At 33.7% G+C, this 20,155-nt stretch carries 24 protein-coding genes, 1 CRISPR repeat array and 1 riboswitch; of the genes, 15 read left to right on the top strand and 9 right to left on the bottom strand.

Features of this window, described 5'->3' with window-relative positions; all coding sequences use genetic code 11:
• Window positions 1-21: 21 nt before the first annotated feature.
• The 5 genes from FNW17_RS04685 to ftsY all read left to right on the top strand — a co-directional run bounded on the left by FNW17_RS04685 (window position 22) and on the right by ftsY (window position 3,140).
• Complete coding sequence (locus FNW17_RS04685) at window positions 22-1,275, top strand: competence/damage-inducible protein A (protein WP_143390338.1); 1,254 nt, start codon at window positions 22-24, stop codon at window positions 1,273-1,275.
• A gap of 71 nt (window positions 1,276-1,346) precedes the next feature.
• Complete coding sequence (gene rpmB / locus FNW17_RS04680; protein ID WP_103806174.1) at window positions 1,347-1,583, top strand: 50S ribosomal protein L28; 237 nt, start codon at window positions 1,347-1,349, stop codon at window positions 1,581-1,583.
• A gap of 23 nt (window positions 1,584-1,606) precedes the next feature.
• The gene (gene rpmG / locus FNW17_RS04675; RefSeq protein ID WP_103806173.1) at window positions 1,607-1,795 is read left to right on the top strand and encodes a 50S ribosomal protein L33; all 189 of its coding nucleotides are present in this window, start codon (window positions 1,607-1,609) and stop codon (window positions 1,793-1,795) included.
• Between the two features lie 70 nt (window positions 1,796-1,865).
• Window positions 1,866-2,018: a DUF4295 domain-containing protein gene (locus FNW17_RS04670; RefSeq protein ID WP_082014152.1), complete on the top strand. Its 153-nt coding sequence runs from the start codon at window positions 1,866-1,868 to the stop codon at window positions 2,016-2,018.
• 168 nt (window positions 2,019-2,186) lie between these two features.
• The gene (gene ftsY, locus FNW17_RS04665; RefSeq protein WP_143390337.1) at window positions 2,187-3,140 is read left to right on the top strand and encodes a signal recognition particle-docking protein FtsY; all 954 of its coding nucleotides are present in this window, start codon (window positions 2,187-2,189) and stop codon (window positions 3,138-3,140) included.
• Window positions 3,141-3,439: 299 nt separating this feature from the next.
• Here ftsY and FNW17_RS04655 read toward each other — a convergent pair whose 3' ends face one another.
• Window positions 3,440-4,513 (bottom strand): serine hydrolase domain-containing protein, encoded by a 1,074-nt coding sequence (locus FNW17_RS04655; RefSeq protein WP_143390333.1) that lies wholly within the window; start codon window positions 4,511-4,513, stop codon window positions 3,440-3,442.
• A 234-nt stretch (window positions 4,514-4,747) separates the two neighbouring features.
• On the opposite strand from FNW17_RS04655, the gene FNW17_RS04650 reads away from it, so the two are divergent.
• On the top strand, window positions 4,748-5,191 hold the full coding sequence (locus FNW17_RS04650; protein ID WP_144070991.1) for a lipocalin family protein: 444 nt from the start codon (window positions 4,748-4,750) through the stop codon (window positions 5,189-5,191).
• Entirely contained in the window at window positions 5,172-5,468 is a 297-nt protein-coding gene (locus FNW17_RS04645) for a DUF721 domain-containing protein (RefSeq protein ID WP_143390330.1), read from the top strand. Before FNW17_RS04650 ends, FNW17_RS04645 begins: the two co-directional genes overlap by 20 nt.
• 98 nt (window positions 5,469-5,566) lie before the next feature.
• On the opposite strand, the gene FNW17_RS04640 is transcribed toward FNW17_RS04645, so the two are convergent.
• Complete coding sequence (locus FNW17_RS04640; RefSeq protein WP_235893241.1) at window positions 5,567-7,507, bottom strand: TonB-dependent receptor plug domain-containing protein; 1,941 nt, start codon at window positions 7,505-7,507, stop codon at window positions 5,567-5,569.
• Window positions 7,508-7,587: 80 nt separating this feature from the next.
• Window positions 7,588-7,910, bottom strand: a riboswitch (cobalamin riboswitch).
• 63 nt (window positions 7,911-7,973) lie between these two features.
• Here FNW17_RS04640 and FNW17_RS04635 point away from each other — a divergent pair.
• From FNW17_RS04635 to FNW17_RS04610, 6 genes are all read left to right on the top strand, one after another.
• A complete protein-coding gene (locus tag FNW17_RS04635) occupies window positions 7,974-8,186 on the top strand; it encodes a DUF2683 family protein (RefSeq protein WP_143390329.1) in 213 nt (70 codons plus the stop codon).
• Window positions 8,177-8,440, top strand: a complete 264-nt coding sequence (locus FNW17_RS04630) for a Txe/YoeB family addiction module toxin (protein WP_143390328.1) — start codon at window positions 8,177-8,179, stop codon at window positions 8,438-8,440. The genes FNW17_RS04635 and FNW17_RS04630 overlap by 10 nt, the downstream gene beginning before the upstream one ends.
• Window positions 8,441-8,680: 240 nt before the next feature.
• The gene (locus FNW17_RS04625; protein WP_144070990.1) at window positions 8,681-9,820 is read left to right on the top strand and encodes an ABC transporter substrate-binding protein; all 1,140 of its coding nucleotides are present in this window, start codon (window positions 8,681-8,683) and stop codon (window positions 9,818-9,820) included.
• Window positions 9,821-9,880: 60 nt separating this feature from the next.
• Window positions 9,881-10,912 (top strand): iron ABC transporter permease, encoded by a 1,032-nt coding sequence (locus FNW17_RS04620; RefSeq protein ID WP_143390326.1) that lies wholly within the window; start codon window positions 9,881-9,883, stop codon window positions 10,910-10,912.
• Window positions 10,913-11,130: 218 nt separating this feature from the next.
• The gene (locus FNW17_RS04615) at window positions 11,131-11,472 is read left to right on the top strand and encodes a GxxExxY protein (RefSeq protein ID WP_235892958.1); all 342 of its coding nucleotides are present in this window, start codon (window positions 11,131-11,133) and stop codon (window positions 11,470-11,472) included.
• Between the two features lie 102 nt (window positions 11,473-11,574).
• Window positions 11,575-12,360, top strand: coding sequence for an ABC transporter ATP-binding protein (locus FNW17_RS04610; protein WP_144070989.1), 786 nt, complete (start codon window positions 11,575-11,577; stop codon window positions 12,358-12,360).
• A gap of 109 nt (window positions 12,361-12,469) precedes the next feature.
• Here FNW17_RS04610 and FNW17_RS04605 read toward each other — a convergent pair whose 3' ends face one another.
• A complete protein-coding gene (locus tag FNW17_RS04605) occupies window positions 12,470-12,925 on the bottom strand; it encodes a tRNA (cytidine(34)-2'-O)-methyltransferase (protein WP_144070988.1) in 456 nt (151 codons plus the stop codon).
• An 82-nt stretch (window positions 12,926-13,007) separates the two neighbouring features.
• On the bottom strand, window positions 13,008-13,577 hold the full coding sequence (locus FNW17_RS04600) for a pseudouridine synthase (protein WP_185965264.1): 570 nt from the start codon (window positions 13,575-13,577) through the stop codon (window positions 13,008-13,010).
• Window positions 13,578-13,777: 200 nt separating this feature from the next.
• Here FNW17_RS04600 and cas1 point away from each other — a divergent pair, with 200 nt between their 5' ends.
• On the top strand, window positions 13,778-14,686 hold the full coding sequence (gene cas1, locus FNW17_RS04595) for a type II CRISPR-associated endonuclease Cas1 (RefSeq protein ID WP_144070986.1): 909 nt from the start codon (window positions 13,778-13,780) through the stop codon (window positions 14,684-14,686).
• Complete coding sequence (gene cas2, locus FNW17_RS04590) at window positions 14,662-14,991, top strand: CRISPR-associated endonuclease Cas2 (protein ID WP_144070985.1); 330 nt, start codon at window positions 14,662-14,664, stop codon at window positions 14,989-14,991. The genes cas1 and cas2 overlap by 25 nt, the downstream gene beginning before the upstream one ends.
• Here the strand turns inward: cas2 and FNW17_RS04585 are convergent.
• The 5 genes from FNW17_RS04585 to FNW17_RS04565 all read right to left on the bottom strand — a co-directional run bounded on the left by FNW17_RS04585 (window position 14,988) and on the right by FNW17_RS04565 (window position 20,154).
• Window positions 14,988-15,269, bottom strand: coding sequence for a type II toxin-antitoxin system RelE/ParE family toxin (locus FNW17_RS04585; protein ID WP_144070984.1), 282 nt, complete (start codon window positions 15,267-15,269; stop codon window positions 14,988-14,990). The genes cas2 and FNW17_RS04585 overlap by 4 nt on opposite strands.
• Window positions 15,266-15,493, bottom strand: a complete 228-nt coding sequence (locus tag FNW17_RS04580; RefSeq protein WP_144070983.1) for a hypothetical protein — start codon at window positions 15,491-15,493, stop codon at window positions 15,266-15,268. The genes FNW17_RS04585 and FNW17_RS04580 overlap by 4 nt, the downstream gene beginning before the upstream one ends.
• Before the next feature lie 170 nt (window positions 15,494-15,663).
• Window positions 15,664-18,929: direct repeats of the CRISPR family, unit length 36 nt; unit sequence AATATCGTGTTTTCTAATCTTTAATCAAACCACAAC.
• 93 nt (window positions 18,930-19,022) lie between these two features.
• Window positions 19,023-19,298, bottom strand: a complete 276-nt coding sequence (locus tag FNW17_RS04575; protein ID WP_144070982.1) for a type II toxin-antitoxin system RelE/ParE family toxin — start codon at window positions 19,296-19,298, stop codon at window positions 19,023-19,025.
• Window positions 19,291-19,530: a ribbon-helix-helix domain-containing protein gene (locus tag FNW17_RS04570; RefSeq protein WP_144070981.1), complete on the bottom strand. Its 240-nt coding sequence runs from the start codon at window positions 19,528-19,530 to the stop codon at window positions 19,291-19,293. The genes FNW17_RS04575 and FNW17_RS04570 overlap by 8 nt, the downstream gene beginning before the upstream one ends.
• Window positions 19,531-19,677: 147 nt before the next feature.
• A complete protein-coding gene (locus FNW17_RS04565; RefSeq protein WP_144070980.1) occupies window positions 19,678-20,154 on the bottom strand; it encodes an HIRAN domain-containing protein in 477 nt (158 codons plus the stop codon).
• Between the last annotated feature and the right edge of the window lies 1 nt (window position 20,155).

Below are 20,155 nucleotides of genomic sequence, written 5' to 3'. Positions count from 1 at the left end.
ACTTCAAACCTCTAACTTCAAATGAAAGCATCCATAATAACCATTGGTGATGAAATTTTAATAGGACAAATTGTCGATACAAATTCGGGTTTTATAGCCAAATCATTAGACAGAATCGGTGTCGAAATTCACGAAATGATTTCCATTAGTGACAACAAGCAACACATTCTTCAGACTTTTGCAAAGTTTCAAAACACCGTAGATTTAGTCATAATTACGGGTGGACTTGGACCTACAAAAGACGACATTACCAAGAAAACTTTTTGCGATTACTTTGATGACGAACTAGTTGTAGATAAAAAGGTTCTCGGGCATGTTACCCAACTTATCGAAGGGTTTTACAAACGTCAGATTACTCAAATAAACAAAGATCAAGCCTTAGTTCCATCTAAATGTACTGTACTTCACAACCAAGTGGGAACAGCACCGGGAATGTGGATGAAAAAGGAAAATACCGTCTTTATTTCGCTTCCAGGAGTTCCATTTGAAATGAAATATTTGGTCGAAAACGAGATTATTCCCAAGATTGTCATAGAGTACAAGCGACCTTACATCATTCATAAAACCGTTTTAACCTACGGAATTGGAGAAAGTTTATTATCTGAAACGATTGAGGATTGGGAGAATAATTTACCGGATTTTATAAAACTAGCCTATTTACCGAGTCCAGGCCGAGTAAGATTACGCCTTTCAGCTCGTGGAACTGACAAAGAATTTCTAGAAAAATCCATTTCGAAAAATGTGACAACATTATCTAAAATACTCGGCGATAGCATTGTAGGTTTTGATGATGACGAAACCCTTGAAATTGTAATTGCCCAACTTTTGACACAACAAAACAAAACAATTTCGACCGCCGAAAGTTGTACAGGAGGTAAAATTGCCCAGGTTTTAACCTCAGTTTCAGGAGCTTCAAAGTATTTTAAAGGCAGCGTGGTTTCTTATGCAACCGAAGCGAAAATATCGATTTTAGGAATTTCGGAGGATTTAATAAAGAAGCATTCAGTAGTAAGTGCAGAAGTAGCTAGGGAAATGGCAATTTATATTCAAAAAATAATGAAAACGGACTATGCAATTGCCACAACTGGGAATGCTGGGCCTTCAAAAGGTGATTCAGATGCCGAGGTTGGGGCAGTGTTTATAGCAATAGCTACACCAAATGAAGTACTAATCGAAGAGTTTAATTTTGGCCAACCTCGTGATAAAGTGATAGATAGAGCCGCAATAAAGAGTTTAGAAATGTTGCGAAAAGAAATTTTGAAAAATGTGCCATAATTTTTTTGCGTAATAGGTTTATTTTTCTTTTCTTTGCACCCTGATTTTGAATAACGATAAAAGATAAGATAATGTCAAGAGTTTGCGACCTTACAGGTAAAAGAGCGATGGTAGGAAATAACGTTTCTCACGCTATGAATAAAACTAAGAGAAAATTTTCTGTTAACTTAGTTAAAAAGCGTTTTTATCTTCCAGAAGAAGATAGATGGATTACTCTAAGAGTAGCTGCATCTACGGTAAAAACAATTAATAAAAATGGAATCGCTGCAGTTTTGAAAAAAGCACAAGCAGGCGGATTTATTAAATAATCCATTCCTAAAAATACATCAAGATGGCAAAGAAAGCAAAAGGAAATAGAATCCAAGTAATTTTAGAATGTACTGAACACAAAACAACAGGTGTTGCAGGAACTTCAAGATACATTACAACAAAGAACAAAAAAAATACTCCAGATAGATTAGAGATTAAAAAATTTAATCCAATCTTGAAACGTGTAACTGTTCACAAAGAAATTAAATAATAATTAGAGATTTTAAGATAATCTTAGATGTCACATTTGAGATATATTAAAATACAAATAACATAGAATCATGGCAAAGAAAACCGTAGCATCCTTACAGACATCTTCTAAGAGATTATCAAAAGCCATCAAAATGGTAAAATCTCCTAAAACTGGCGCATATACATTCGTAGAATCTATTATGACTCCTGAAGCAGTTGACGAATTCTTGAAAAAGAAATAATTAACTTTCACATTATATAGAAAAGCTACTTTCATTCGGAAGTAGCTTTTTTATTTTTTATATTTACCGTCAGAAATGTATGCAATCATTGCAATTTTCTTAAGTTGATTACCTAATTGATTTTGCAATTTTATAATCGTAAGTTGCTAATCATAAATAATTTATCAAATGAGTTTTTTTAAAAAATTATTTTCTTCCGATAAAAAAGAGTCGCTTGACAAAGGTCTAGAAAAATCAAAAACATCTTTTTTTTCTAAGTTAACCAAAGCCGTTGCTGGAAAATCTAAAGTTGATGATGAGGTTTTAGATAATTTAGAAGAAGTATTAGTTTCTTCGGATGTTGGAGTAAACACAACGCTGAAAATTATTACCCGAATAGAAAAACGTGTTTCCGAAGACAAATTTCTTGGAACCGACGAGTTAAACCAAATTCTACGTGAAGAAATTGCTGGTTTACTGTCTGAAACAAATTCTGGCGAAGCTACCGAGTTTGTAATTCCAAATGCAACAAAACCTTATGTTTTGATGGTTGTGGGAGTTAATGGTGTTGGAAAAACCACTACTATTGGCAAACTCGCTTATCAATTCAAAAAAGCGGGTTACAAAGTAGTTCTTGGTGCAGCTGATACTTTTCGTGCTGCAGCAATCGATCAATTGCAAATATGGGCAGATAGAGTTGGCGTTCCTATCGTAAGACAAAATATGGGAAGTGATCCAGCTTCGGTAGCTTTTGATACTTTACAATCGGCAGTTGCTCAAAATGCCGATATAGTTATTATTGATACAGCGGGTCGTTTACACAATAAAATCAATTTAATGAACGAATTGACCAAAGTAAAACGAGTAATGCAAAAAGTCGTTGGCGATGCGCCACACGATGTTTTATTGGTTATTGATGGTTCGACTGGCCAAAATGCTTTCGAACAAGCCAAACAATTTACAGCCGCTACCGAAGTAACGTCGCTTGCAGTAACAAAACTTGACGGAACTGCTAAAGGCGGAGTGGTTATTGGGATTTCAGACCAATTTAAAATTCCTGTAAAATACATTGGAGTTGGCGAAGGAATTGAGGACTTGCAAGTCTTTAATAAATATGAGTTTGTAGATAGTTTCTTTAAATAAAAGCAAAATGAATTTTTCTTCCATTAAAAATTTACCCATCATTTTTTTTTATTTATTGAGCATAACATCCTTTGTTTTGTCGAATGTTGTTAGAGACAAAAATAGGGTGCTTTATTATATTTTGCTAGTGTTGGGTGCTGGTTTTTTTATTTTTGGATTTTTCAAAAGCAGAAAAAATAAACAACAATGAGAATAAAAGGTTAATAGTAAACTCTTTTATTACTTCTAGACCTTTGAGGTTTTAAAAACCTCTAAGGCCTGTTTAAAACCCAAAATGTAATTTTGGAATTAATTATTTTTTAGTACAAAGCACTAATTTTTGCCCATAATTCTTCATCAAAACCGGATAGTGCAAAAGTAGGATTGGCTGGATTTGCAACCTCTCCCATTCGTATTACTACCATTTTTTTACTTGGAATAACATAGATTTTTTGGTCATTTTTCCCCAAAGCCATAAACATATCATTGGGTCCAGTAGGAATTAAACTTCCTTTAAACTGAAGCTGAGATTGCGGCAAATGATAACTTTCTTTTCCGTTCAACCACCACAAATAACCGTATCCTAAATTAATGTTTTGGGATGTACTCGTGGCTTCGTTAAAATAAACTTCATTTAGAATAGTTGTGTTTTCCCACTTTCCCTTGTTCAACATTAATAAACCAAAACGAGCCATACTTCTTGTAGTACTGTAATACACACTATTATTCTCTACTTGAATCCAAGATCCTGTCATTCCGATTTTGTCTCTCAGTTTAGTATTGAAATAGTTAGTCCAAGTTTGTCCACTTGCTTTGGCAATAACATCTTGCAATTTTACATAAACATTATGATATGCCCAACGCGTTCCTGCATCCGCTTTGTAAGTGAGGCTTGCTGGATCAACCGCATCAGCATTGGCAAGATCTTCGATACCAGAAGTCATTGTAAGCAAATGTTTACTGGTAATTAGGTTTTCTTTAGTCAATGGTAAGCTTGTCCAACTGGTTCCAATATAATCGGACACTTTATTGTTGATGTTAATCAAACCTTCTTGCTGTGCAATTCCGGTAAGAGTTGCAGTCAAAGTTTTTCCTGCACTTGCCCAATACCATCCTGTAGAAGCAGAATGTCCGTTGAAATAATTCTCCATAACGATTCTTCCATTGACTAAAACGATGAAACCTTTGGAGTTTTTGAGTGCTAAATAATCTAACAGAGGTTGTACAGCAGTTTGTTTCCAACCCAAATCAGCAACAGATTTTGTTTCCCAAACATCGCCAGTCATAGGCGGAAAATAGATTGATTCTGGAGGAGTTCGACTTGGTAATGGAGTTTCCGAACTGCAACTAACACATAATAAAACAATTAGTAAGCTATAGATTATTTTATACATATTTTGAGTATTTAGGAATAAGACCAAAAATATTAAAAAAAGTTTAGTGAGTTTTTTTATTTTTTATTTTCTTTGGAATTTAATAAGAGTAACTTTGTCGAAGAGATAAAATGTCTTTTTATCCCAGAAACCCTAGCCATGATGGCTGAATTGTTTACACAATTCCCTTTTGTGACGGTGTCAGCCAAAGAGATATAGTGAACAGCAGGATTTAGCTCCAAAAAAAATAATTTTATGAAAAATACTTTTAACATTGTATTCTTATCGTTTCTTTTTGTCTCTTGTCAACAAAAGATAAAACCTGATGATATTGCCAAAATAAATGGCTATTGGGAAATCGAAAAAGTCGTTTTTGAAGATGGGAATGACAAAGATTATAAGATAAACGAGAGTTATGATTATTTTGAAATTGGCAAAAATAACTTAGGTCTTCGTAAGAAAGTAATGCCCCAATTAGACGGCAGTTTTATTGTAAACGATACTCAAGAAAGTTTAAAAATTCGGTTCGAAAAGGATAAAGTTTATCTAGATTACAATACTCCTTATGCCAAATGGTCAGAGGAATTAATTGCGATTTCAGACGAAAAGATGGTTTTTATGAATACCAAAAAAAACCAATATCATTATAAAAAAGCAACCCCAATAAACATTCTAGGTGATGGCAAAAAGATTAAATAATCAAAGTACCGTTGGCGATGTTTTAAAGCACATCATTCAAGCTAACAAATTGCAACCCGGAATGGATCAAATTGATGTGAGAGAAGCTTGGAAAAACCTGATGGGCAACGGTGTGAATCATTATACCAAAAATGTGGTTTTGAAAGGCAGCACCTTGTATGTAGAACTTTCTTCGGCAGTTTTGAGAGAAGAATTAACCCACGGAAAATCGAAAATTGTCGCCATGATTAACGAAGAATTGAAACGCGAAGTAGTTAAGGAAGTTGTTTTGAGGTAATGATTTCAGATTGTAGATTACAGATTTTATGACAATTCTAAAATACAAAAAGGCTTTCGAATACCGAAAGCCTTTTTGTATGGAACTAAATATTGAAATTACAACTTGAGATTCATCCCCAATTTGAAGTTTCTTCCAAGAGTATTATAACCCACATTTTCTACAAATTCTTCGTTCAAAATATTAGTTGCTGTACCAAAAATGTTTAGAATACCTTTAATTAATTCATAGTTCAAGGAGGCGTTTACCAATTGGTAAGAACCAAGAACTACATTCTGAGTTCCGTATGTATTTCCATCAAAGAAAGCGTCATTTCTACCATCTACATACTGATAATTGACGTTAAAAGTAGTCCTTGTAGCAATTTGATAATCCAATGATGAATTCACTTTATGCTTTGGAATCAATCGATCCAATGCTTTATCTACTTGGGTAAAAGTATAATTGGAATTCCATTTTAATTTTTCACTCAAAGCAAAACTGATTTGAGTTTCAACCCCTTTGGCTTTATTCGTCCCATCGATATTAATGTATTTATAGGCGGATGAAAATCCAATAAAATTAGTCTGCTCACGATAGAATCCTACTACAGAAAATATAATCTTCTTATCCAAAAGGCGTGTTTCAAAACCAGCTTCAACTGTGGTATTTTTTTCCGGTGTCAAAGCCGTATTTCCGTATGGAGAAAACAATTGATACAAACTTGGGGTAACAAAAGCTGTGCTATAAGATGCCAAAACTTTCAACGGAAACGCTTTGAAATCATAGGATGGATTCACATTATAAACCAACTGATTTCCATACTCGCTATGAATGTTCAATCGTGCTCCAGCGTTCACATTCAACCCAAAATCTGAAGTAAAAACTCCAGTCAAATAAGGATCAATCATATTGAATTTAGTGCTCTCTTTAGCGATATTGCCATAAGGCGTTATACTGTTCATATCAAAAAATTGATATTGCGCTCCTGTCACAACAAACAATGATTTAGTAATTTCATATTTATTAAAAGCATCCACATTTACGTTTCTAGAATCGTATTTCGAATAGCCAACCGTGCCAGAATACGAATCAAATTCGTCATAAGAGCGACCAATTTGATTGTAACTAGAATTCAATACCAATTCTCCTTTATTGTATTTGAATTTTGGCAAAAATCCAAATCGAGATTGTTCTGATTTGGAATGATTCTGGCTAATGTCGTTTGCACCTGTATTATCGAAACCTCCATCATAATCATTTTCCACTTTGTCGTAATTTCCAAAGAAATCCAAAGTCAATTTATCGGAAACTTTATAACCTATTTTCCCTAAATAATTGATTCTCGAAAATCGATCGGCTTCATAACTTAGGCTTTCATTTGGCTCAGCAATTTGGGAGATTCCTGTAGTTGCAGTACTATTCAACGAAGCAAAATAATTCAATTTTTTGGCGTTTCCATTTACTGAAAACCCTTGATTGTAATCCTGTGGAATTGTTTTTGAAGTCGATGCTGTGTTATACGTTCCCACATTCATATACCCATTTCCCTGAATGGCTTTCTTGCCCGATCTTTTCAAAGTGATATTGATAACAGCAGTAGCTGCGCCAGTTCCATACAAAGTGCTCGAAGCCCCTTTCATAATTTCGATGCTTTCCACTTGCTCGGCAGGAAGCAAACGCAAATCATATTCCAGACTAATTCCCGACGCATCGGTAACCGGAATTCCATCAATAAGAATCAAGACTTGATTGCTTTTTCCGCCACGAATGTAGTAGCCTAAATTTTTTCCTGCAGCACTTTGACCTCCGTTGATTTCGACACCCGCAACCGAATTAAGAATGGTTGCCACACTTTGTCCTTGCTTCATTTTTAAATCAGCGGAAGTGATTTTGGTAATTACTTTTCCAGATTTTTCTTTGGCCAAAGCAAATTTGGAATCCGAAATTACTACTTCATCCAATTGAGTTTCGGATGCATTGCTGTCTTTTTGCTGCGCAAATACACAGTTAGTCATTAGTACGAATAACGCACTAATACGAACGATTTTGTTGTTCATTTTAATAAAACATTTTTAATAATAAAAAATGGGAGAAAAGCATAGAATGACCCATACCCAAACCTTTTTTCCCGAAAGTTTGATACTCGATGTAATAGGCAGGTCTCCTGGCTTGCGTCTTGTTGTTTACCTTCCCATTCAAAGTTAGAAATTAGAAATATGAAGTAAGAAGTATTTAACTTCTAACCTCTACCTTCTAGCCTCCCACTTCCAAACAGTGGTTTTGTAGATAACAACAAGCTTTCTAGCTTACAGTTGCGGGTACAGCCCAGGATTTTCGATTTTAGATTTTAGATTTTAGATTTTTTACAATCTGAAATCTGCAATCTGAAATCTGCCACCTGATTCCCTTTTAATGCGGTTTTGAAAAACAAAACAGCAACCTCAATACGGCGGCAAAGATAGCGCAATTGTAAATTAAAATCATTGCAATTTTATTTATATATTTGTAGTAAACTATAACATTATGGAAACAATTATCGTCCATCCAAAAAACAATGAAGAACAAAAAGTAATAAAAGCTTTTCTGGAAGCATTGAAAATCAAGTTTGAAAACCTTAAAAACAAATCCGAGGAGACTGATTATAGTCCTGAATTTGTTGAAATGATTGAACAAAACAGAAAGGATTATAAAGCAGGAAAAGGTATTAAAGTCAATTTAGATGATATATGGAAATAATATTCCTGCCCAAATCTAAAGAACACCTTGACTTTTTTAAGAAAGTCAATAACCCTATTATTCTAAAAAAAATTCGACAACTTTTAGAAATAATTCCAGAAACACCTTATTCTGGAATTGGAAAACCTGAACCATTAAAGCATCATTTGTCTGGACTTTGGAGCAGAAGGATTAATCAGGAACATCGATTAGTTTACGAAGTCATACAAGCTGATAATGTAATTTTGATACATTCCCTAAAAGGTCATTATTAAAAAAAGACTACTTCTTATTCTCCTTCTTCTTCGAAAGTTTGACAATTAACCAAACGAAACCAACTAGAAAACACAAGATAATTATTCCCGCAACAACATAAATAAAAGTGTTTGAATTGCCTCTCATAACTTCCTTTTTAACAAATTTAATATCTTTGTTATGGTTAAAAAGTATCAAAAGTTACACAAGTATATTTTTGTGAAAACAAAAAACGATACTTTTGTAAAAAATTACCTTAAATGAAATCCTTACAAAATAGCGCTTTCTACTTTTTAGTCTTTTTGCTGTTCATTCAATGCAAAGAAGTTACAAAAAAAGAAACAACACTTGCCTCTTCAAAAAATGAAATTCAATATGCCAAAGGATTGGAAATCTACAAATACTCAGGTTTTTCCATCCTAAAAATCACAAATCCTTGGCCAAATGCTAAAGAAAGTTTTACTTATATTCTTCAAGAAAAAAACGGAATTATTCCAGATAGTTTAAAACAATTTCCGCTAATTCAAATTCCACTAAAATCGATTGTAGTAACCTCAACAACACATATTCCGGCTTTGGAATTATTGGGAGTAGAAAATACTTTAGTGGGTTTTCCGAATACAAATTATATTTCTTCAGTTAAAACCCGAAAGTTAATTGATGCCGGAAAAGTTCGCGAAGTAGGAGTCAATGAAAATCTGAACACCGAAGTTTTAATCGATATGAAACCCGATGTGATTGTGAGTTTTGGTTTAAATAATAGCAATCCAACTTTGGACAATCTTCAAAAAAGTGGTTTGAAAGTAATGCTCAACGGCGATTGGACAGAACAATCTCCTTTGGGAAAAGCCGAATGGATTAAGTTCTTTGGCGCACTTTACGGTTTGGATTCTAAAGCAGATACTATCTTCGCAAAAATTGAAAAAGAATATAAGACTACTTTGGAATTAGCTAAAAAAGCGACAACAAAACCAACTGTTCTCAGTGGCGCAATGTATCAAGAACAATGGTACGTTCCGCAGGGCGAAAGCTGGGCAGCCTTGTTTTTGAAAGACGCCCAATCCCAATATTTATGGGCAAACACTAAAGGAAATGGAAGTTTATCCGTACCCTTTGAAGTCATTTTAGAGAAAGCACAAAAGGCGGATTTCTGGATTGCTCCTGGCGATTTTTCAAGTTTGAAACAAATGAGCGACAGCAATCCACATTACAATCAATTTGCTTCGTTTAAAAATAAAAAAGTATATTCGTACAGCCTAAACAAAGGCGCAAAAGGAGGAATTGTTTATTTCGAATTAGCCTCTTCTCGCCCCGATTTAGTTTTGAAAGATTTGATCAAAATAGTACATCCTGAATTAGTACCTAATTACAAACTTTTTTTCTTTCAAAAATTAGAATAAGACACGAATTATATTAATTTAAAAAACTTAATTATCTTAATTCCTTAATGGTTTAAATCCTTGCAACACAAAAACCGAAATATCCTTTTATTCACCATACTGACATTGTCGCTGCTATTGCTATTGTTATTGAACATCAGTTTGGGTTCGGTTTCTATCCCCATAAAAGACGTTTTCTACAGCTTGACGGGAGGAAATTCCAGCAAAGAAACTTGGGATTACATCATCGTAAATTATAGATTACCCAAAGCCATTGCGGCAATTCTTGTGGGAATAGGACTCGCCATCAGCGGATTGTTGATGCAAACTTTGTTTAGAAATCCATTGGCTGGACCGGATGTTTTGGGATTGAGTTCTGGTGCAAGTTTGGGCGTAGCAACGGTAATTTTAGGAGCTGGATTTTTACCTGCATTTTTAGCTTCATTTTTATTGTCTTCTTATGGAATTATATTGGCTTCGAGTTTGGGGAGTTTCTTGGTTTTATTGGCCGTTTTATCGGTTTCGCAACGATTGCGCGACACAATGGCTATCCTGATTGTAGGATTGATGTTTGGCAGTTTAACCAGTGCCATTGTGGGAACACTCACCTATTTCAGCTCCGCTGAGCAATTGCAAAAATTCACTTTTTGGTCTTTAGGAAATCTGGGTAATTTGTCTTGGTCATCGATTGTGATTTTATCTGTTTGTGTAGTGATTGGTTTGTTTTTAAGCCTTTTGAATATCAAACCCTTGAATGCTTTGTTGCTTGGCGAAAACTACGCCCGAAGTATGGGAATGAACTACAAAAGAACCCGATTGATTATCATCTTGGCCACCAGTATTTTGACGGGAAGCATCACCGCTTTTGCCGGTCCAATTGCCTTTATAGGATTGGCCGTTCCGCATATTGCCAAATTGGTTTTTCAAACGAGTAATCACACTATTTTATTCTGGAGCACGTTGCTTTTGGGAGCCATAATTATGTTGATTTGTGATAGCATTTCGCAACTTCCAGGAAGCGATATTACCTTGCCAATTAATGCGGTGACTTCTTTATTTGGTGCGCCAATCGTAATTTGGTTATTGCTTCGAAAACGTAAAATGATGAACTAATATTTTTTTAAACGCATAGAAACATAGTTTTTATTACTTTTATCAAGACGCTTCGCTTTATTACAGTAAATCATAGCTTTGCTAAAACAAAGAATAGTCAATCTCATTCTTTCTACTATGCTTCTGTAATTTTTTAAAAAAATAAATATGATAACACAAAAATATTTAGATGATTTGACATACGAAGTCATAGGTTCACAATAGAAGTACACAAAATAATGGGAAGAGGTTTGCTTGAAAGTGTTTACCATCAGTGTATAAAAGAAGAATTAGCACAAAGAAAAATAAACTTTTCTACAGAGATGAAAGTTCCTCTAGTTTATAAAACCAAAGAACTCAAAATAGATTTTAAATGTGATTTATTCATCGAAAATTGTTTAGTTGTAGAATTAAAATCGGTAGTACAATCAAACCCTATATTTGAAGCTCAACTTTTAACCTATATGAAACTTTTAAAAGCTCCGAAAGGAATTTTAATCAATTTTAATTGTTTCAATATTTTTAAAGATGGGCAGAAAACTTTTGTAAACGAATATTTTAAAAATTTACCCGAAAAGTAACTTATTCCTCTATGTTTGAAACCAAGTTTCAACTATAAACTCTTTTAAAGATTCCCAAAAACTATGTTTCTATGCGTTTAAAATCTTATCTTGTAAATAAAAATGAGCAATAAAAATATCCTTTCAACTTCAAATTTAAGCATCGGTTACAAAACCAAAAGCTCGACAATAATCATTGCCGAAAATCTAAACTTGAATTTAAGGGAAGGTAAACTAATCGCTTTAATCGGTGCAAATGGTATTGGAAAATCAACACTTTTAAGAACTATTACAGGAATCCAAAAAACCATTTCAGGAACAGTTTCTTTGAACGAAAAGGACATTCACGAATTGGACGCTTTGACTTTGGCACAAAATTTAAGTGTTGTTCTTACCGAGAAATTACCCCCAAGCAATCTGACGGTTTGGGAACTCATTGCTTTGGGAAGACAGCCTTATACCAATTGGATTGGAACCCTAACCGACAATGATATCGCGAAAATAAACGAAGCAATCGAACTGACACAAATTGGTCATTTAATACATAAAAGACATTACGAAATTAGTGATGGGCAATTGCAAATCGTATTGATTGCAAGAGCTTTGGCACAAGACACGCCTTTAATAATATTGGATGAACCCACAACCCACTTGGATTTATTACACAAAGTAGTGCTTTTTAAACTCTTGAAAAAATTAACACAGGAAACGGGAAAATGTATTCTATTTTCGACCCACGACATCGATATGGCGATACAATTGAGCGATGAAATGATCATTATGACTCCCGAAAACACCATACAAGATCAACCTTGTAATTTGATTATGAAAGGCAGTTTCAATACTTTATTCAAAGATGAACATATTGTTTTTGATAGTGAAAAGGGGAAGTTTGTGATTTCTTCTTAACCACAAAGACGCGAAGCCCTTCGACAAGCACAGGATGACGCACGGAGTTCACAAAGTTGGCTCGAAATCCATATTTATCAAGTACTCCAATACTGCAACCTGCTATCTGCTACTTACCACCTGCTATCTGCCTTTTCGCTTCGCCAACCACAAAAGCAACCGAATTGGCAATATTAAAACTTCGAATTAATTTTGACATCGGAATGGTTAAATGATTTTCGAATTGAGCCAAAACTTCCTCGCTTAAACCAACGCTTTCTTTACCAAAAACCAGCCAATCGCCATCTTGAAATTCGGCATCATAAATGGATGTTGTTGCGTGAGAACTCATCAGGAACACTCGGGATTTATCTGGAATTTGGGTAATCCATTCCTCTATATTTTCATACTCGGTTACGTCCAAATGTACCCAATAATCCAAACCAGAGCGTTTCAGATTTTTATCATTGATAACAAATCCAAACGGATGAATCAGGTGCAAACGGCTTTCGGTACCCACACACAAACGACCAATATTTCCAGTATTGTTGGGGATTTCAGGTTCTACAAGGACGATATTTAACATATTTGAGGTTTTGGGTTTTGGGTTTTGGGTTTTGGGTTTTGGGTTTTGGGTTTTTAGGTATTAGTTCAAATGCTTTAATAACTTACAATTCAAAATTCATAACTTCTCTTACTTCTCCAGCTTGCAAATTATCCAAAAAAACATTTCCTATTCGGACTCTCACTAATCTCAAGGTAGGAAAACCAACGGCAGCCGTCATTTTTCGAACTTGGCGAAACTTTCCTTCATTGACAGTGATAGAAGCCCAAGAAGTAGGTCCGTGACGTTCGTCTCTTATTTTTTTTCCTCTCGCTCCAAAGGCTGGAATTTCATTTATAATAAAAGACTCACACCGTTTGGTGATATATTTCGTGCCGTTGAAACCAATTTCGACTCCTTTTTTCATTTCATCAATGGCTTCCTGCGTGATGATTCCATCCACTTGAACATAATATTCTTTATCTACTTTTTTGCTTCGAACAATTTCGCTCATTTTACCATCGGTGGTAAGCATTAACAAGCCTTCGGAATCTTCATCAAGGCGACCAATAGCCATTGTTCCTGCTGGAAAATCGTGCAATTCACCCAAGAGTTTTTTCTTGCGTTTCAATTCATAAATAAATTGACTCAAATAACCGTAAGGCTTGTGGAGGATGAAATGGTGGTGGGACATATTAAAATGTAAATTTCGTGTAAAAATAAACAAAATGCATAACTCCGAGAAAACCATCCTGTAATTAAATTTGTAAAAAACACCACATTAATCACAATACATTAAATTAAAGCACTTTACGGTTTTCCGTAAAAAATTCCTTTTATTTTTAACTTAATTTACATAACTCCAAATCAGTCCTAACTATTAAAAACCAAATTATGATAAAGAAATCCATTTTAATAGAGAATAAAACTTCGATTACTGCCAAAAACCTGCAACTAATAATCAAATCTGAAATCAGGGAAAGTTCGATTCCCATTGAAGATATTGGATTTTTAGTTTTAGATCATCAAGAAATTTACCTCAGTTTACCCGCAATGAATTTATTGGTAGAAAACAATACTTCGGTAATTATTTGCGCCAAAAATCATTTACCAAACGGAATGTTTCTCAACCTCAACAGCCACCATATTCAACAGGAAGTCTTCAAAAACCAAATCGAAGCTTCCATTCCGTTAAAAAAACAATTGTGGCAACAAACTATTGTCGAAAAAATAACCAATCAAGGCATACTTTTAGCAAAAATCACCGAAAATAAAAATAGTTTCGAATTCTTGGCTAGCAAAGTTTTGAGTGGTGACACTACTAATATGGAAGGCGTGGCAGCTGCTCAATATTGGAAAACCTTTTTTGACACTTATGACATCAATTTCAGGCGAGAACGCTTTGGCGATTATCCCAACAATTTCCTCAATTATGGTTATGCAATTCTTCGTGCCGCAACCGCCAGAGCATTATCTGGAAGTGGATTATTGAACACCTTGGGCATTCATCACAAGAGCAAATACAATGCTTTTGCTCTTGCCGATGATATTATGGAACCTTTTAGACCGTTGGTTGACGAAAAGGTTTTTGAGATTATGCAACAATACGAAGAACAGGAATTAAACACCAAAATTAAATCGGAACTTTTACAAGTATTAACCCGAACCGTTTATTTCAAAGACGAAAAAAGTCCGTTGATGGTGGCACTACAAAAAACAGCCAGCTCCTTACAGCAATGTTTTATGGGAAACAGAAAGAAAATCAAATACCCTAAATTATGGAACTTAACGCCTACCGAATAATGTGGTTGTTCGTGTTTTTTGATTTGCCCACAGAAACTAAAAAAGATCGGAGAAATGCTTCACAATTTCGAGGCAATCTTCTAAAAGATGGTTTCTCGATGATGCAATTTTCAGTTTATATTCGTCATTGCGCTAGTGGCGAAAGTGCCGATGTTCACGAAAAACGGATTAACAAACTCGTTCCACCTTTGGGAAAAGTCAGTGTTTTACGAATTACCGACAAGCAATTTGGGATGATTATCAATTATCTGGGCAAAGCCAAACAAGATGCTGTAGATGTGCCAACTCAATTGGAATTGTTTTAAATCATTGGTTCTTGCCGATTATCCCAAAAATAAGACAATTGAATTGTTTCTTTGTTTATTTCGTAAAACAAGGAACATTGCTTGTTAATAGTAGCTTTTCTAACTTTATTATTAAAATTAGAACTTTTATAAATATAGGGATGCTTAGAAATAGATTGAATTACAGAATCTACTTTTCGTATAAACTTTTTTGCAGACAGAACACCAAATTTTGCTTCAATATAAAGTACAATTAAATCAAAAGTTGTCTCAGCGTTTTCTGACCAAACAACTTTCATAAGTTATATTTGGTTTTGTATTTAGCCATAACTTCTTCGTGCGTAGAAAATTTTCCTTGCTTGAATTGTTCCTGACTCTCAAGAATCCCAGATTTTACGTGCTCTGGAAGTTCCTCCCAAAAATCAACTTCTTTTTCTTCAAAAGTGATTTTTGCTTTTATGGCAGTGGCAATTTCTTGCAACATACTTTTGTATTCCTCTTGGGTTTCAATAACTACTCTCATAATCGTTGTTTTTACAAATGTACTGATTTTTAAAAAGTTAATTTTATTTTTTGAAAATCTTTAGAAACAAAAAAATGCTCCAATCTAGCCTATCACGTGCTAAAAAGGAGCATTTTATTTTACGATATTCTTCTTTATTCTCTTGATTATTAGAAGGTAACAAGCCAACTAATATCGTGTTTTCTAATCTTTAATCAAACCACAACATATTTGTTTGTCGATTACTACTTCTAAACAATATCGTGTTTTCTAATCTTTAATCAAACCACAACGCTGCTTCAGCGTCTGCTTTTGCTTGCGCTAATATCGTGTTTTCTAATCTTTAATCAAACCACAACCTTACTGGAGTTGCACTCTCTATTCAAAAAAATATCGTGTTTTCTAATCTTTAATCAAACCACAACCTGTTTTAACTTGCTTTCCATCAACTTTTTAATATCGTGTTTTCTAATCTTTAATCAAACCACAACTACTGCACTAACTAACGATGTTATTGCCGAAATATCGTGTTTTCTAATCTTTAATCAAACCACAACTCGATTTTGTTATTATGAACATACAAAAGCAATATCGTGTTTTCTAATCTTTAATCAAACCACAACCCAGATTATTTCTTATTAGACCACGGGCATAATATCGTGTTTTCTAATCTTTAATCAAACCACAACATACGAGCCTGGTTCCATCAACACCTTCTCAATATCGTGTTTTCTAATCTTTAATCAAACCACAACCAACTTTCTCAACATCTCTACACCTGATAAAATATCGTGTTTTCTAATCTTTAATCAAACCACAACTGGCGGGTTGAACGAAATGTTTAAGGAATTAATATCGTGTTTTCTAATCTTTAATCAAACCACAACCTATATTTTGCTTTGTTCCGAAGTTTACCCAATATCGTGTTTTCTAATCTTTAATCAAACCACAACTTCAGAATTTAATAGAATCATTTTTAAAAAATATCGTGTTTTCTAATCTTTAATCAAACCACAACGCAGTTGCGACTTCTACTGATATTGATTTTAATATCGTGTTTTCTAATCTTTAATCAAACCACAACCCATTGGTTGGATGGAGCAAAGCGAAGTATAATATCGTGTTTTCTAATCTTTAATCAAACCACAACGCTTGCTACTATACAAGTGCGGGTGTTTTTAATATCGTGTTTTCTAATCTTTAATCAAACCACAACTTTGAGTCTGAGCTTGACTGTTTTGATTTGAATATCGTGTTTTCTAATCTTTAATCAAACCACAACTTTCATTGACTTTACAATCAAAATCTTTCTAATATCGTGTTTTCTAATCTTTAATCAAACCACAACTTAATGTAAAGAATGTCACGTCTAAAGCCCAATATCGTGTTTTCTAATCTTTAATCAAACCACAACTTTCTGTCGTTCCTGTATTACTTACGTCGGAATATCGTGTTTTCTAATCTTTAATCAAACCACAACTATTTATCATTACTCATTATTTCAATTTTGAATATCGTGTTTTCTAATCTTTAATCAAACCACAACTTTTGACTTCTATTTGTTGTTTTAAGAGTAATATCGTGTTTTCTAATCTTTAATCAAACCACAACTATTAGTTGGTTTACTCGGTTTTAGGTTTTAATATCGTGTTTTCTAATCTTTAATCAAACCACAACCCGCAAGTCCTTGGACTATTTATCCTAGGAATATCGTGTTTTCTAATCTTTAATCAAACCACAACCACGATATGCATCCATTTTCAAACCTGAAAAATATCGTGTTTTCTAATCTTTAATCAAACCACAACTATGACTTTGACTACAAAGGGATAGAATTGAATATCGTGTTTTCTAATCTTTAATCAAACCACAACAGTCAAGCGGCAATCTTCTTACCCACTTAGAATATCGTGTTTTCTAATCTTTAATCAAACCACAACTATACAATGTGTCCGTTTTGCGGCTTTAAAAATATCGTGTTTTCTAATCTTTAATCAAACCACAACTAATATCCGTGGCCTTCATAGCTAGAAGGTAATATCGTGTTTTCTAATCTTTAATCAAACCACAACTTAACTAGATGCTGTGAGCAATTGAATTCCAATATCGTGTTTTCTAATCTTTAATCAAACCACAACCTGCTGTTGGCGGTGTCTTCGGAACAAACTAATATCGTGTTTTCTAATCTTTAATCAAACCACAACTAAGTTGTTCTTGCCATATTCATTATTCTTAATATCGTGTTTTCTAATCTTTAATCAAACCACAACACTTATTCAAGCGCTATTGCAATGGGACTAAATATCGTGTTTTCTAATCTTTAATCAAACCACAACCATAACGTAATGCAAAAAATGGTTTTTCGTAATATCGTGTTTTCTAATCTTTAATCAAACCACAACCTTTAATTCGTTTAGCAGACGATATCAGTTAATATCGTGTTTTCTAATCTTTAATCAAACCACAACTTTCTTCTTCTCCTCGCTTTTTTCTTTCCTAATATCGTGTTTTCTAATCTTTAATCAAACCACAACGAATAATCACGGCGGTTTCGTCTATTGCCAAATATCGTGTTTTCTAATCTTTAATCAAACCACAACCTATGGGGATGAAGCTCGTTTGCTCAAGAAAATATCGTGTTTTCTAATCTTTAATCAAACCACAACATGTCTTAGATTTATCACCCAAAGCATTAAAATATCGTGTTTTCTAATCTTTAATCAAACCACAACTGCAATAACTTGTCATAAAGCTCAGGGTAGAATATCGTGTTTTCTAATCTTTAATCAAACCACAACGTAATTTGTCCAAGCGCTTTGGGGTCTGACAATATCGTGTTTTCTAATCTTTAATCAAACCACAACGTTGTGTCTACTCCAAGATTTTGTCTAATTAATATCGTGTTTTCTAATCTTTAATCAAACCACAACTATTAGGCTGTTGTTGTTTTAATCTTTAAAAATATCGTGTTTTCTAATCTTTAATCAAACCACAACGTCAACGTATCTGTTTCTATTTTCTTAGCAAATATCGTGTTTTCTAATCTTTAATCAAACCACAACCAGTATTGTTTTGCTACTCTGTTGGCGTCGAATATCGTGTTTTCTAATCTTTAATCAAACCACAACTTGGGAATCTTACAAAGATAATCTTAAAGAATATCGTGTTTTCTAATCTTTAATCAAACCACAACTTTTTAAAAATGATTCTATTAAATTCTGAAAATATCGTGTTTTCTAATCTTTAATCAAACCACAACCTTGTGGTTCTACTACAGAGATGTGGCTAAAATATCGTGTTTTCTAATCTTTAATCAAACCACAACGACGCGTTTAAATCAACCCAAAAACTATTTAATATCGTGTTTTCTAATCTTTAATCAAACCACAACCGGATGACAACATTATTACTCGAGCAGGATAATATCGTGTTTTCTAATCTTTAATCAAACCACAACTGAAAGCTACTGCATCCCTGCTGGGCGGATGCCATACCTTTCAGTTGTGGTTTGGCTGTTTAAGAGGTCGAAAAACTTATGTCAAAGAACTTCTTAAAAATTTTGCCTGCCAATGATAGCCATTATTTCTATTGTATCGGCATTGATTTTGTAAAAAATAGTATCAACTCCACAAACACAATATCTATATCCTTGTCGAAAACGAATAGCTTCGGGAAAAAGATACGGATTTGATGCTATTTTTGAAAAACAATCAAAAAGCATATCATAATATTTATTCGCTTGAAGCATTCCGAAACGACTCATTCCATATTCAAAAATTCGAGTCAAATCCTCTTCTGCTTGAATATTTAGTTTGTAACTAAACATTTAATTTTTTCTTAATTTCAGTTAATAACTCTTCTTTGGTTTTAGTGCTAAATCCACTTTTTTCCGCTTTATCAAGTTTCATTCTAACGAACTCAACATAATCTTCTTGCCTCCGAGCTTGCGTGATTAAATAATTTACAGCTTCACTTTTGCTCGTAAATTCTTCTTTTGTTACTTGCTGTTTTAACCACTCATCATTTTGATTGGCTAAAGTGATACTTTGTCGTGCCATAATAATAGTTTTTTGTTTGGTGTAAATTTACACCAAACTTTTTGAAATGGAATTATATTTTTAAAATTTTATCAATAAAATCCCAGCTTACAACGCATTAACTTTAACCAACATTATTTTGTATTTTTCAAATTAAACAAGTATTACCTACAAACTAAATCCTTTTCTGTATTGGTCGTGTGCATCATCAGCTCTTTTTCCCAACAAATCTGTCTCAATAATTTTAGGATTCTCTAATATGATATTAGTATAAATTTCAATAGCCAATCCATCAAAAACTTGATCTGGATTACTCGTTAGCTTACTTACAAAAGCTTTAAAATTGACTCCTTGCTCTAACATATTAGCAATAGCAATATTTTCATAAGCTGCTAAATATCCTAATTTATGGCTACCAAAAAAAACCTCAACTGCAAAACTATCATAGTAGTTTTTTATCTCTCGATTAAGCACTAATTCTTGACCAACAACAAGTTGATTTCTTATTTTTCCAAATTGATAATGCGTCAACCCCTTGACATAATTATCATATATTTTGACTGGTTTTTGCGACCAAGTAGTATTAGGAATTATCAAACCCGTTGTACCTAAACCTAAAGTTCTAAAAAAATCTAATCGATTCATA

Source organism: Flavobacterium franklandianum, assembly GCF_007097365.1.
Lineage (GTDB): Bacteria > Bacteroidota > Bacteroidia > Flavobacteriales > Flavobacteriaceae > Flavobacterium > Flavobacterium franklandianum.
Note: the sequence above shows the minus strand (reverse complement) of the source record. Positions and strands in the feature narration are given on the sequence as shown.

Coding starts and splice junctions, on each gene's coding strand:
- FNW17_RS04685 (WP_143390338.1), top strand. CDS start 22: ATGAAAGCATCCATAATAACCATTGGTGATGAAATTTTAATAGGACAA.
- rpmB (WP_103806174.1), top strand. CDS start 1,347: ATGTCAAGAGTTTGCGACCTTACAGGTAAAAGAGCGATGGTAGGAAAT.
- rpmG (WP_103806173.1), top strand. CDS start 1,607: ATGGCAAAGAAAGCAAAAGGAAATAGAATCCAAGTAATTTTAGAATGT.
- FNW17_RS04670 (WP_082014152.1), top strand. CDS start 1,866: ATGGCAAAGAAAACCGTAGCATCCTTACAGACATCTTCTAAGAGATTA.
- ftsY (WP_143390337.1), top strand. CDS start 2,187: ATGAGTTTTTTTAAAAAATTATTTTCTTCCGATAAAAAAGAGTCGCTT.
- FNW17_RS04655 (WP_143390333.1), bottom strand. CDS start 4,513: ATGTATAAAATAATCTATAGCTTACTAATTGTTTTATTATGTGTTAGT.
- FNW17_RS04650 (WP_144070991.1), top strand. CDS start 4,748: ATGAAAAATACTTTTAACATTGTATTCTTATCGTTTCTTTTTGTCTCT.
- FNW17_RS04645 (WP_143390330.1), top strand. CDS start 5,172: ATGGCAAAAAGATTAAATAATCAAAGTACCGTTGGCGATGTTTTAAAG.
- FNW17_RS04640 (WP_235893241.1), bottom strand. CDS start 7,507: ATGAACAACAAAATCGTTCGTATTAGTGCGTTATTCGTACTAATGACT.
- FNW17_RS04635 (WP_143390329.1), top strand. CDS start 7,974: ATGGAAACAATTATCGTCCATCCAAAAAACAATGAAGAACAAAAAGTA.
- FNW17_RS04630 (WP_143390328.1), top strand. CDS start 8,177: ATGGAAATAATATTCCTGCCCAAATCTAAAGAACACCTTGACTTTTTT.
- FNW17_RS04625 (WP_144070990.1), top strand. CDS start 8,681: ATGAAATCCTTACAAAATAGCGCTTTCTACTTTTTAGTCTTTTTGCTG.
- FNW17_RS04615 (WP_235892958.1), top strand. CDS start 11,131: ATGGGAAGAGGTTTGCTTGAAAGTGTTTACCATCAGTGTATAAAAGAA.
- FNW17_RS04610 (WP_144070989.1), top strand. CDS start 11,575: ATGAGCAATAAAAATATCCTTTCAACTTCAAATTTAAGCATCGGTTAC.
- FNW17_RS04605 (WP_144070988.1), bottom strand. CDS start 12,925: ATGTTAAATATCGTCCTTGTAGAACCTGAAATCCCCAACAATACTGGA.
- FNW17_RS04600 (WP_185965264.1), bottom strand. CDS start 13,577: ATGTCCCACCACCATTTCATCCTCCACAAGCCTTACGGTTATTTGAGT.
- cas1 (WP_144070986.1), top strand. CDS start 13,778: ATGATAAAGAAATCCATTTTAATAGAGAATAAAACTTCGATTACTGCC.
- cas2 (WP_144070985.1), top strand. CDS start 14,662: ATGGAACTTAACGCCTACCGAATAATGTGGTTGTTCGTGTTTTTTGAT.
- FNW17_RS04585 (WP_144070984.1), bottom strand. CDS start 15,269: ATGAAAGTTGTTTGGTCAGAAAACGCTGAGACAACTTTTGATTTAATT.
- FNW17_RS04580 (WP_144070983.1), bottom strand. CDS start 15,493: ATGAGAGTAGTTATTGAAACCCAAGAGGAATACAAAAGTATGTTGCAA.
- FNW17_RS04575 (WP_144070982.1), bottom strand. CDS start 19,298: ATGTTTAGTTACAAACTAAATATTCAAGCAGAAGAGGATTTGACTCGA.
- FNW17_RS04570 (WP_144070981.1), bottom strand. CDS start 19,530: ATGGCACGACAAAGTATCACTTTAGCCAATCAAAATGATGAGTGGTTA.
- FNW17_RS04565 (WP_144070980.1), bottom strand. CDS start 20,154: ATGAATCGATTAGATTTTTTTAGAACTTTAGGTTTAGGTACAACGGGT.